Source organism: Aestuariimicrobium sp. G57 (genome assembly GCF_050110855.1).
Lineage (GTDB): Bacteria > Actinomycetota > Actinomycetes > Propionibacteriales > Propionibacteriaceae > Aestuariimicrobium.
Window position 1 is genome coordinate 1 of record NZ_JBNINW010000002.1, and the last position, 11998, is coordinate 11998.

At 68.9% G+C, this 11998-nt stretch carries 9 protein-coding genes; 1 reads left to right on the forward strand and 8 read right to left on the reverse strand.

The window, feature by feature from the left end:
- Positions 1-1278: 1278 nt before the first annotated feature.
- Genes ACQCX5_RS04045 through ftsH form a run of 6 tightly spaced genes read right to left on the reverse strand, consistent with a single transcriptional unit; the run spans position 1279 to position 6361 of the window.
- Positions 1279-1812 carry a DUF3180 family protein gene (locus ACQCX5_RS04045; protein ID WP_434540734.1) on the reverse strand — a complete coding sequence of 178 codons (534 nt, stop codon included), beginning with the start codon at positions 1810-1812 and terminating at the stop codon, positions 1279-1281.
- Between the two features lie 16 nt (positions 1813-1828).
- The gene (folK, locus tag ACQCX5_RS04050) at positions 1829-2368 is read right to left on the reverse strand and encodes a 2-amino-4-hydroxy-6-hydroxymethyldihydropteridine diphosphokinase (RefSeq protein ID WP_434540735.1); all 540 of its coding nucleotides are present in this window, start codon (positions 2366-2368) and stop codon (positions 1829-1831) included.
- Positions 2365-2730: a dihydroneopterin aldolase gene (gene folB / locus ACQCX5_RS04055; protein WP_434540736.1), complete on the reverse strand. Its 366-nt coding sequence runs from the start codon at positions 2728-2730 to the stop codon at positions 2365-2367. Before folB ends, folK begins: the two co-directional genes overlap by 4 nt.
- Positions 2731-2762: 32 nt before the next feature.
- Positions 2763-3590, reverse strand: a complete 828-nt coding sequence (gene folP / locus ACQCX5_RS04060) for a dihydropteroate synthase (protein ID WP_434541282.1) — start codon at positions 3588-3590, stop codon at positions 2763-2765.
- Between the two features lie 14 nt (positions 3591-3604).
- Entirely contained in the window at positions 3605-4201 is a 597-nt protein-coding gene (gene folE / locus ACQCX5_RS04065; protein WP_434540737.1) for a GTP cyclohydrolase I FolE, read from the reverse strand.
- 3 nt (positions 4202-4204) lie between these two features.
- Positions 4205-6361, reverse strand: coding sequence for an ATP-dependent zinc metalloprotease FtsH (gene ftsH, locus ACQCX5_RS04070; RefSeq protein ID WP_434540738.1), 2157 nt, complete (start codon positions 6359-6361; stop codon positions 4205-4207).
- Between the two features lie 106 nt (positions 6362-6467).
- On the opposite strand from ftsH, the gene ACQCX5_RS04075 reads away from it, so the two are divergent.
- Entirely contained in the window at positions 6468-7763 is a 1296-nt protein-coding gene (locus ACQCX5_RS04075) for a DUF4921 family protein (protein ID WP_434540739.1), read from the forward strand.
- Between the two features lie 78 nt (positions 7764-7841).
- On the opposite strand, the gene ACQCX5_RS04080 is transcribed toward ACQCX5_RS04075, so the two are convergent.
- Together ACQCX5_RS04080 and ACQCX5_RS04085 are read right to left on the reverse strand one after the other, a co-directional pair.
- On the reverse strand, positions 7842-9200 hold the full coding sequence (locus tag ACQCX5_RS04080) for an endonuclease/exonuclease/phosphatase family protein (RefSeq protein WP_434540740.1): 1359 nt from the start codon (positions 9198-9200) through the stop codon (positions 7842-7844).
- A 123-nt stretch (positions 9201-9323) separates the two neighbouring features.
- Complete coding sequence (locus tag ACQCX5_RS04085) at positions 9324-11297, reverse strand: DUF5107 domain-containing protein (RefSeq protein WP_434540741.1); 1974 nt, start codon at positions 11295-11297, stop codon at positions 9324-9326.
- Positions 11298-11998 lie beyond the last annotated feature (701 nt).

Genomic DNA, 11998 nt, shown 5'->3' on the forward strand with positions numbered 1-11998 from the left:
AGGCCAACTCGTCACCGGCTGGAAAGCAGCCCTCGGCGAGCTCGCCCTCGTCTACCCCGACCGCATCAACGCCCACCTCTAAACCCAACCCGACCCACAACACTTACACAGACATCTTGACAAGCTCGGAGCCGTTCACCGCGGCCCGACCGCCCCACCTCGCTGGATAGCCCTCGAAGGGCTTCGCCATGCCTCGTCCACGACCATGCCGCCGCCCTTCGACGCACGCCGACACCCTGACGAACACACCGACACCGTCCTGCGGGTGTCAACGCGCACCCAAAGGTGTCAGCGTGAAACAAGGGGTGTCAGTGGTGTGCCTGAGGGCCGTGCAGGCCTCCCCCACCACCCCGGAACCTGCACAAGTGGCACGGGCGCCACGAATGCGCCCCGTTCCGCTCGAATCGGCTGCGGACGAGGCATGGGTGCCAGTTGTGCAAGATCCGCAGCCCTGCACCCCGGCCCGACTACCCCACCTGGCTGGACGGCCCTCGAAGGGCTCCGTCAGGCCTCGTCCACGACCACGCCGCCACCCTTCGACGCACACCGACAGCCTGACGAACACACCGACACCGTCCTGCGGGTGTCAACGCGCACCCAAAGGTGTCAGCGTGAAACAAGGGGTGTCAGTGGTGTGCCTGAGGGCCGTGCAGGCCTCCCCCACCACCCCGGAACCTGCACAAGTGGCACGGGCGCCGCGAATGCGCCCCGTTCCGCTCGAATCGGCTGCGGACGAGGCATGGGTGCCAGTTGTGCAAGATCCGCAGCCCTGCACCCCGGCCCGACCACCCCACTTGGCTGGACGGCCCTCGAAGAGCTCCGTCAGGCCTCGTCCATGACCATGCCGCCACCCTTCGACGCACGCCGACAGCCTGACGAACACGCCGACACCGTCCTGCGGGGGTCAACGCGCACCCAAAGGTGTCAACGTGAAACAAGGGGTGTCAGTGGTGTGCCTGAGGGCCGTGCAGGCCTCCCACACCACCCCGGAACCTGCACAAATGGCACGGGCGCCGCGAATGCGCCCCGTTCCGGTCGAATCGGCTGCGGACGAGGCATGGGTGCCAGTTGTGCAAGATCCGGAGCCCTGCACCCCGGCCCGACCACCCCACCTGGCTGGATGACCATGAAGGGCTCCGCCATGCCTCGTCCACGACCATGCCGCCACCCTTCGACGCACGCCGACACCCTGACGAACACGCCGACACCGTCCTGCGGGTGTCAACGCGCACCCAAAGGTGTCAACGTGCACCTCTGAGCCCACACGGGCTCCCCGGCTCACCCCTCGGACGACTCGTCGTCCTTCACGCGGCAGGCCCGCTCGAGCAGCCAGGCCCCCACGGCCAGCACCAGCCCTGCCACCACCGCGGCCGCCCCGGCCACGGCCCGGTCACGGTTGATCGGCACCTCGAGCCGGCCCAGCTGCCACAGCACATAGGCCACATGGCCACCCGCCAGCAGCAACCCCGTCACCAGGCCCGCCCGGCCCACCACCAGCGCCGCCACGGGCACCTCGAAGTCCGGGCGCCGGCGCGGGTCGGCCAGCCGGCGCGACAACCACACCGAGCCCAGCGCGGCCGCACCACCGAGCACCACGAGCATGCCCGACATCGTCCAGGGGGTCACCGGCAGTGGCACCTCGACCAGCTCGAACAGGCTGGCCACGGCCGCACCACCCAGCATCCCCACCAGCAGCGACACCACCACCAGCCCGACACCAGCGGGTTTCAGCCGCTCATGCCCCGGACCCTGCGGGGGCCGCGGCGCACCGGGCCCCGGGTCGTCCGGGTCGTCGTCGAACACACGGCTCATCGCCGCACACCCAGACTCACGGCAGCTCGATGACCTCGTCGGTCTTGTGCACGCCCGAGACGTCAACAGTCTTGACCAGGTCGGCCACCTTGCCCTTGCCCGGCAGCTCACCCAGCGGGTCGGCCTCGAGCCACGGCACCAGCACGAAGCCACGCTCGTGGGCGCGGGGGTGCGGCAGGGTCAGTTCGGGGGTTTCGCGTTCACGCTTGCCGACCATGACCAGGTCGATGTCGAGCGTGCGGGGGCCGTTGGGCACGTCGCGCACCCGTCCGAAGGCCTCTTCGAGGGCATAGATGCGGTCGAGCAGCGTGGCGGGCTCGAGCGTGGTCTCACAGACCAGCACCAGGTTGTAGAAGTCGGGCTGCGGAATGTCGCTGATCGGGTCGGTCAGGTACACCGACGACACATCGACGGGGATGACATCGGGGGTGCTCGCCAGCTGCGTCACCGCCGCCTGCAGGATCTCGAGGCTGTCGCCCACGTTCGAACCAAGGCTGAAGACGACCTTGCTGATGGGGCGCAGGTTGCCGAGGGTATCAACGTCGATGAACGTCATGACTTGCTCCTGATCACGGTGATGGTGACGTCACTGAACGGCACAGGGATGGGCGCAGAGGGCTTGTGGACGACCACCTCGACCGTGGTCACGGCCTCGCGGGCCAGGATGTCGTCCGCAATCCTGCCGGCCAGCGTCTCGATCAACTGGAAGGGTTCGCCGGTGATGCGGTCCGCCACCAGCTGTGCGACCTCGGCATAGTTCACCGTACCGGCAAGATCATCGGCCTGCAGGTCGACCTCGGTCTCGATGCGCACATCGACGATGAACTCCTGGCCGTCGCGGCGCTCCTCGGGCAGCACACCATGGAAGCCGGTGCCGCGGACACCACTCAGGGTGATCCACACAGGTTCGGTCGCCATCTGCTGTCCTTCGGGTTGGGTCTGGATTGACCCTACCGGAGGCCGGAAGGGTGCCCCTCGGGGGCGTCCCAAACCTGACGCAGCCGGGCCACCACCTCGACGGCGTCCCGGTGCTGGCGCACCGTGTGGGTGCGGACGGCCCACGCACCCTGCAGTGCACTGAGCGTGGTGATGGCGACCGCGGCGTCGTCACGGTGCAGCACCGGGCGCGGCCCACGACCATCGCGCAGCAGGTCACCCAGGAACCGCTTGCGCGAGACCCCCACGAGCAGCCGGTAGCCCAGGCTCACGAAGTGTTCCTGGTCGGCCAGCAGTTGCCAGTTCTGGGTGGCGTCCTTGGCGAAGCCGTAGCCGGGGTCGATGATGAGCCGCTCGGGGGTGATGCCGGCCGACAGGGCAGCGCCGATGCGGGCGCCGAGTTCGGTCATCACTTCGCCGGTGACGTCGTCGTAGTGGGCCAGCTGGTTCATCTCGGACCCGTGGCCGCGCCAGTGCATGGCGATGTAGTCGGCCGGGGAATCGGCGACCACCCGCAGCATGTCGGGGTCGGCGAGCCCCGCCGAGACGTCGTTGATGATGGCCGCACCATTCTCGATGGCCGCGGCCGCCACGCCGGCCCGCATCGTGTCGACCGACACCTGGATGCCCATGCCGGCCAGTGCCGCCACGACCGGCACCACCCGGCGCAGTTCCTCGTCCTCGGGCGGGCGCACCGAGCCCGGTCGCGTGGACTCACCGCCCACGTCGATGATGTCGACACCCTCGGCCAGCATCTGCTGGGCATGGGCGAGCGCGTCGTCGAGGGCGTAGTGGTCACCCCCGTCACTGAACGAATCGGGCGTGACGTTGAGGATGCCCATGACGAGCGTGCGGTTCACCGGCGGGTCGAATTGATCAGGGCCAACGCCTCAGACCTGGTCTCGGCATTGCGCACGCTGCCCCGCACCGCCGAGGTCGTGGTGCGCGAACCCGGCTTGCGGACGCCGCGCATGGTCATGCACTGGTGCTCGGCCTCGACGACCACCAGGCAGCCACGCACCTGCAGGTGCACCATCAGCGCGTCGGCGATCTGGGTGGTCAGGCGCTCCTGCACCTGGGGCCGCTTGGCGTACAGGTCGACCAGCCGGGCGAGCTTCGACAGCCCTGTGACCCGGCCCTCGTCATCGGGGATGTAGGCGATGTGCGCCACGCCGGTGAACGGCAGCAGGTGGTGCTCGCACATGCTCCACAGCTCGATGTCACGCACGATCACCATCTCGTCGTGGGCGATGTCAAAGGTCGTGCTCAGAATCTCGGACGGATCCTGGCGCATGCCCGAGAAGATCTCTTCATAGGCCCGGGCGACCCGTTCAGGGGTGCCGTTGAGGCCCTCACGGTCGGGATCCTCACCAATGGCGTACAGGATCTCGCGGACTGCGGCTTCGATGCGCGGCAGGTCGAAGGCCTCGACCGGGGGCGGCAGCTCACCCATGGGTCACTGTCCCTGCGGCGGGTACTGGCCACCCTGGGGGTACTGGCCGCCCTGGGGGTACTGCCCGCCACCCTGCTGCGGGTGCTGGCCCGGCCAGTTCGGCGGGCCCCACTGGTGCGGCGGCTGCCAGGGCTCGTGGGGTCCGTGCTCACCGCCGGGGCCCGACACGTGGCCCGGGTGTCCCGCTGGCAGGGGGGCGCCACCTGCCGGGTGCGGCTCGTCCAGTTCCGGCAGGCTCGGTGACACGGGGATCTCGACGGGCGGCTGGTTCGACGGGATGCGCTTGTCCGAACCGGTGAAGCCACCGCGTTCGGGCCAGCGCTTCAGGTCGGTGAAGATGCGCGCGACATCGGCCTTGCTGAGCGTCTCGTGCTCGACGAGCTCACGCACCAGTTGGTCGAGGATCCCACGGTTGGCGTCGAGCACCTCGAAGGCCTCCTGGTGGGCGGTCTCGAGCAGTGCCGCCACCTCTTGGTCGACGACCGACGCGGTGGCATCGGAATACTCGAGGCTGCGCGAGCCCTGGGTCATGCCCAGGAACGGTTCGGAATCGCCGCCGCCCAGCTGCACGGTGCCCACCCGGCTGCTGAAGCCGTACTGGGTCACCATGGCGCGGGCGACCTTGGTCGCCTTTTCGATGTCGTTGCCGGCGCCGGTGGACGGGTCGTGGAACACCAGCTCTTCAGCGGCGCGGCCACCCATCATGTAGGCCATCTGGCCCAGCAGCTCGCCCCGGGTCTGGGAGTACTTGTCCTGGTCAGGCATCACCATGGTGTACCCCAGGGCTCGTCCACGCGGCAGGATCGTCAGCTTCTGCACGGGGTCGACGCCGGGCATCGCCGCGGCGACCAGCGCGTGGCCGCCCTCGTGGTAGGCCGTGACCAGCCGCTCGTGCTCGTTCATCAGGCGGGTGCGCTTCTGCGGGCCGGCGATCACGCGGTCGATGGCCTCGTCGAGCTGGTGGTTGCCGATGACCGGCAGGTTCAACCGTGCGGTCAGCAGCGCAGCCTCGTTGAGCACATTGGCCAGGTCGGCACCGGTGAAGCCGGGGGTGCGGCGGGCGACGGACTGCAGGTCGACGTCGTTGGCCATGGGCTTGCCCTTGGCATGCACCCGCAGGATCTGGGCGCGGCCCGACAGGTCGGGGGCCTCGACGGCGATCTGGCGGTCGAAACGCCCCGGACGCAGCAGCGCCGGGTCGAGCACGTCGGGGCGGTTCGTGGCCGCGATCAGGATGACCCCGCCGCGCACGTCGAAGCCGTCCATCTCGACGAGCAGCTGGTTGAGGGTCTGCTCACGCTCGTCGTGGCCACCGCCCATGCCGGCGCCGCGGTGGCGGCCAACGGCGTCGATCTCGTCGATGAAGACGATCGCGGGCGCATTCTCTTTGGCCTGGTCGAACAGGTCGCGCACACGGCTGGCGCCGACACCGACGAACATCTCGACGAAGTCAGAACCCGAGATGGAATAGAACGGCACCCCGGCCTCGCCGGCGACGGCGCGGGCCAGCAGGGTCTTGCCGGTGCCGGGCGGGCCGTAGAGCAGCACACCCTTGGGAATCTTCGCGCCGACGCGCTGGAACTTGGCGGGTTCGGCCAGGAATTCCTTGATCTCCTGCAGTTCTTCAATGGCCTCTTCGCAGCCGGCGACATCGGCGAACGTCGTCTGCGGGGTGTCCTTGGTGGCGATCTTGGCCCGCGACTTGCCGAAGCCCATCACGCCGCGGCCACCGCCCGCCCCGCCCTGCACCAGGTTCATGACGAAGAAGAAGCCGACGATCAGCAACAGGAACGGCAGGAAGTTGTAGAGCAGGCTCGTCCAGATCGACGGGCCCGGGTTCGAGCCGACCCACTCGTCGAGCGACTTGTCGGCGACGCGCTCATTGAGGCGCTCGATCAACTGGTCGGACTGGTTGTCGACCCACGTGGCCCGCACCTTGGTACGGCCCTCGTCCTTGGTGATCTTGATGGTCTGCTCACCATCGACGAGTTCGACCTTCTGCAGCTTGTCGGTGCTGTTGATGATCGACACGGCCTCGGACGTGGGGATGTCCTTGAAGCCGGTGGCCTGCGACGCGAAGTTCATCGCGGCGATGATCAGCACCAGTGCGATCAGGATCCAGATGACTGGACCCCGGAAGGCCTTTTTCAGGTTGTTCATGTATGTCCTCGCCGAAGCCGACAGATCGGAGCAAGCCTACCAGCGGGATTCCAACCCGCCGGGGGCCTTGTGGACAGCGGCCGCCCGGGGTGTGCACGATCGATACATGCGCTCCCCACACGCAGACCTGCTCATCCGACTCGCCGACGGCACGATCAAGCAGCGCAACCCCATCAGCGACAACGAGGTCTGGACCGTGCCCGGTCGCGGCAACCGGCCACTGGCGCCCCAACTGCCCGATCCTGTGCCGCTGGCGGCGTCCCGGCATGGTGATTTCTGTGCGTTCTGCCAGAAGCGCTACCTCGAGACCCCGCCCGAACAGGTGCGCCTGGTGCGCACGGGTCGTCCCGGCGAGGATGGTGACGACTGGCAACAGCTGCATCGACTGCCCGCTGACAAGGTCTTTGATACCGTCGCCGAGTTCCGGTGCGTGCCGAACCTGTTCGAGATCCTGAGCTATGACTACTGGCACCTGAACCACGGCTACGAACTGACACCGGTCGATGCGCAGCACCGCGCCGACTACCTGGCTGATGCCGCCGGACGAGCGCATGTGCTGGCCATCGCCCGCACCAAGCTGCGCGCGGCGGGTCGCACCGATGACGAGATCGCCGGCATGGGCGACGAGGCCATGCTGGCGCAGACCACGGGGTTCTTCGGTGGCGGGCACGACCTGATCGTGGCGAGGCGGCATTACGTCGACGGCGCAAAGTACAGCTCGGAACTGGCCTCGTCGGGCACGCTCAGCGTTGAGGAGCACCGGCACTACATCGCCCTGACGGTGGCCCAGCTGGACTACCTGTACCGCTCGAATCCGTTCGCGAAGTACGTGGCGGTCTTTCAGAACTGGCTGAAGCCTGCAGGGGCCTCGTTCGACCACCTGCACAAGCAACTGGTGGCGATTGACTCGCAGGGGGCGCGCAACGAGAAGGTGATCCGGCTGCTGACCGAGCACCCGACGGCCTACCAGGACCGACTGCTGCGCCCCGCCCGCGAGTTCGGCCTGGTGATCGCCCGCAACGACCATGCGGTGGCGTTCGCGGGGTTCGGGCACCGGTTCCCGACCATCGAGGTGTTCAGCACGTCGCCGACGTGCGCCCCGCAGCAGCAGACGGCTGATGAGGTGGCCGCGATGAGCGACCTGGTGCATGCCGTGCACGCGGCGACCGGGCCACATGTGCCCGCCAATGAGGAATGGCACTACCGGCCGCGGGGCACCACGGTGAACATCCCGTGGCACATCAACATCAAGTGGCGCATTTCGACATTGGCGGGCTTCGAGGGCGGCACCAAGATCTACCTGAACACCATCGACCCGTGGACGATCAGGGATCGGGTGGTGGCGAGGCTGCACGAGTTGCAGGCTGTGGGCGCGATCGCGCCGATGACGATCAGCGGGTGAGGCTGCTGAACAAGAACGTTGGTCGATCCAGCACCGTGTGAGGTGCTGGATCAACCAACGTTGCGGTGATTTTCGGGGTCAGGCGCCGGTGTTCGGCAGCTTCGGCGGCCGGGCCGGGTTCGCCGGGGTGGACGACGGGGGCCCGGACGGGGTCGCCGAGGGGCCGGCCGTCGGCAGTTCATTGGTCGGCTGGGGCTGGGGCTCGGCGGCCGGGAAGCTGGCCTTGATCCAGACCAGGCGGTGGTCGGAAGTCGGGAAGGGGTACACGCCGGTCAGTCGCGACAGCGGGTCGGCCGCCACCGGCCAGAACACGCCCGCAGCGGTGACAGTGGCGCCGGCGTTCGGCAGCACGTAGTCGACGCGGATGTTGCCCGGCCGCGGGGTGTCGTTGAAGTCGGCGGTGTCGTACTTGGGGTCACCGGTCTGGCCCACGTTGGCGCCGCCCTGCAGGCCGGCGGCCTCGACCGCGCCGGCCGAGGTCGGCAGGGTGTCCTGCAGCGCCGGGTTGTCGAGCAGCTGCTGGATCGAGCCGGGCTCGGAATCACCGTCGAACGGGTCGGAGTTGTAGTCACCGACGATCACGAAGTTGGCGCCGGCCGCCAGCCCGCCCCGCACGCCCTTGTCGTCGTACAGGTAGCCGCCCTTGCCCGAGATGTAGTCGGCGAACAGGCGGATCTCGTCATGGTTGCGCAGCTTGTTGCGCTTCTCGGGTCCGTCGAACGAGGGCGGGGTCGGGTGCGCTGCCAGCACATGGACGATCGTGCCGTCCACATCGACGGGCACATCGGCGTGGGTCTTCGACGACAGCCTGAAGGCCTGCAGCTCGTCCGTGCTGTACCAGTCGGCCGGCTGGGGGGTGGCCGGGTCATCGGGCAGCTTGGCGCCGGGCATGTCCTTCCACAGGAAGTTCTGGAAGGTGCGCACGTCGGCGGTATTGATCGGGTACTTCGAGTACACGACCATGCCGTACTGGCCCGGGAAGGTGCCGAACCCGAAGGCATCATCGGCGCCGCCGACGGTGCCGTCGTTGTTCAGGTCCATGCCGCTGGGCACACCGGTGTTGACCGGTCCGGCCCAGTAGTAGGGGTAGTCAGCAGCGGGTGCACTGTTCTGCGACACCTTCAGGTAGTTGTCGCGGAAGAGCTTGGCCGAGGTGCCGTCGGCGTCGTGGTCGAACTCGTTCACGAGCACGATGTCGGCGCCCGAGCGCTGGATCGTCTCGGCGGCGTTGCGGGCCTGCTGGTTGTCGGGGGTGGCGAGGTCAAGCTTCAGCTGGCCGTCGGCATTGCGGTTCAGGCTGGCGTTGAACGTGGCGACCGTCAGCTGCGGCGTGGTGGCAGCAACGGCCTGCGGCTGGGGCAGGGTGGACAGGCCGGTCAGGGCCAGGGCGGCCGCGACGGCGACGGCGGTCGGCCGCAGGTGGGGCAGGGGGCGCATGAGGTTTCCTCGGTGGTCTGCGATGGGGACACCGGCAGGCTAGGGCCTGCAGGCGATCCCATTGCGTCCCCCGGGTGAACTCTTGACGACATGTGCCGCCGGGTTCGGCGAACAGGTGCTGGTTCAGTCGATGTGCATCCTGAAGTCATAGTGCGCCGGCAGTGGTTCATCCGTGCCCGCAGCCCGCTGGTAGTCGTCCCACAACTGGTCGAGCCCGAGGTCGCCCTCACGCAGGTCGGGCAGCACCAGTGGCCGGTCGAGCAGTTCGCGGGCCCCGGCCAGGTCGCCCGTGCCCACGCGGGCCGCGCAGTCCAGGTAGGCGACGCGCGGCAACTGCCGCTGCTGTTCACCCAACCCCTCGATTGCCGCGAGCAGGTCGGCATGGCGCCCGACCCGGTGCAGGGCCGTCAGCCACTCGACGAGCAGCTCGTCACCTGCCGCGCCGCCGGGTCGGGTCAGCGTCGCCCCATCGGACGAGCTGAACAGGCGGGTCAACAGGTCCGCCGCCTCGTTCTGGTCACCGGCCGTCACCGCCAGGGCCCGCAGCGCAAGTGCGGCCACGGTCGAGCCCGCACCAGCCTCGCCGGCTGTGTCCACCGCCGCCTGCCAGCTCTCGCGCGCCGCCGCCGGCTGCCTCGCGGCCAGCTGTGCATAGCCCAGCAGCAGGTCTCGCACCGGCCCCGCAGCCGTTGCCTCGAGCCGCGCCGCCCACCCCGCGCCGGTCTGCACACTGTCGGCCAGCGACGCGTCGACCACCCCGGTCGAGGCCAGGTCGGCCCAGGCCCGCTGCTCGGCATCCATCGACCCCGGCAGGAACGGCGTCGCCGCATCTGCCGGCAGGTCGCCCACGGCCACCGCCAGCGCACCCCAGCCGTTGTTGGCCTTGTCAGCCGCGGGTTGCCAGTCGTGGGCCACCGGCACCGCCGCCATCGCGCGCAGCACCCGGTCAGCTGTGTCGATCCACTCGGCGTCCACCGCGACCCGCGCCGCCGAGGCCACCGCGTCGTCGAACGGCGCCGCGGCCACGTCTGCGCCCAGGTTGATGCCGCGGTAGGTCTCGGTCCAGCTCCACGTCTGGCCCGCGGGCAGGCGCAGGTGTTCGAGCTGCGTCGGCGCCAGGCCCGCCTGGATCTCGGTATAGGCACCCGAACCCGACAGCCACTGTTGCCAGGTCGTGCCACCCGATGCCGTGCCCCAGACGAACAGCTTGCGGCTGGCCAGCGCCGCGGTCGAGGCCTGCGCCAGGCCGTGGCCGTCGGAATCGACCGCGGCGATCCACGGATGGGTCGCCCGGGTCTCGAAGAAGTAGTCGGCACTGTCGTGGGCCAGGGTGGGAACCGTCACGTCATCCCCGTCATTGACCGGCACGTCGACCCGTCGCAGGTTGCCCGTGTAGCCGAAATTGAACGCCGACCGCGCATCGACCAGCACTCGTCCGCCCTCGGCCTGGGGCACGGCGACGTTCGACCACCAATAGACCGGACGATCCTGGGCGTGGGGGTTGGTGAGCGTCACGTGGGTGGTCAGCGCGGTGGCACCCGCGGGCAGCCAGACATCCATGCGCCAGACGAGTTCGAGCATGCGTTCATGGGCCCACATGCGCAGCACCTGCACCCCGTCGTGCTCGACGACGGCCGCCGAGACCGGCTCGCAGGTCAGGGCCCAGTGGCCGGTGACGCCGAGGTTCCATTCGACGCCGCCGGCGAACCAGGCATTGCGCAGTGCGAGGTTCGCGGGCTGGATCGCGTCGGCCTGGTGCAGCAGTTCGCGGCCGCTGGCCAGGTCGGTCAGCGTCCAGAGCCGTCCGCCCCAGTCGAGCAGGAATGTCGCGCGCAGGTGCTCGTTCTCGAGCACCGCCACCCGCTGCTCGACGGGCCGGGGGTCGCGGTCATAGCGCGACTGGTTGCGCCAGGGCAGCACCGTCGGCGGCCGGTCGAGGTGGTCGTCACCGAACGCCAGCAACTCGCGGTCGGACTCGCTCGGCAGCCGCCCGCCACCACCGTTGAGGATGGGCAGCCCGGGGCGCGGGTCGGGGCCGGCGGTGGGCAGGGTCTGCTGGATGATCCGCACCGTCGCGGACGCGTCACGTGATGTCATGTCAATATCTCCCGCCCGGGAGCTTAGGGAGTCCCGAGCATCCGGGGAAGTCACGCACACAACTCGTGCACGCCCACCACCCAGAGAGGTCGGACATGACCGGTTACGGCCCCCACGGCTCCAGCCTGCGAGACCTGCCGCGGTTGAGGCTCGCCCCCGTCAAGCAGCGGTTGCCGGGCCTGCAGTGAAACCCACACCACCACACCATCCCCGCCATCAGGTTGGCGGGCTGGGCGTGAACGGGGCCGTGGCCCAGCAGTGTGCATCGACCGGGCAAAACCGGCTGGAACGGGCTGAATCGCCCCGGTCGATGCACGCTGCTGGGGCATGGTCGTCCCAGCGGTGCCGAGGCGTTCGACTACCAACGGTTCGGCACCGTTGTGGGGCACGATCCGGGGCTGGCACCTGCCGCGATCCGTCCCGCAGACCACGACGGGCCCAGCGGGTGCACGCCGACACCTTCAAGTGCACGCAGACACCTGCAGACGGGTGTCACCGTGCACACAAGGGTGTCAACGTGGACGAAGCAAGCACCCGGCTGGTGGGACACCCCCGGAGCCGACCCATGCACTCGTCCTGCCCAGGGCAAGGAGCCGGACCGACCCAGGCGCCCAGCAGTGCGCAGAGCAGATTGCCCCTGAACGCAACAGTTGCCCTGGCGCCGGCGCCAGGGTAAACGTTGCGCTTCGGGGCAATCCTGG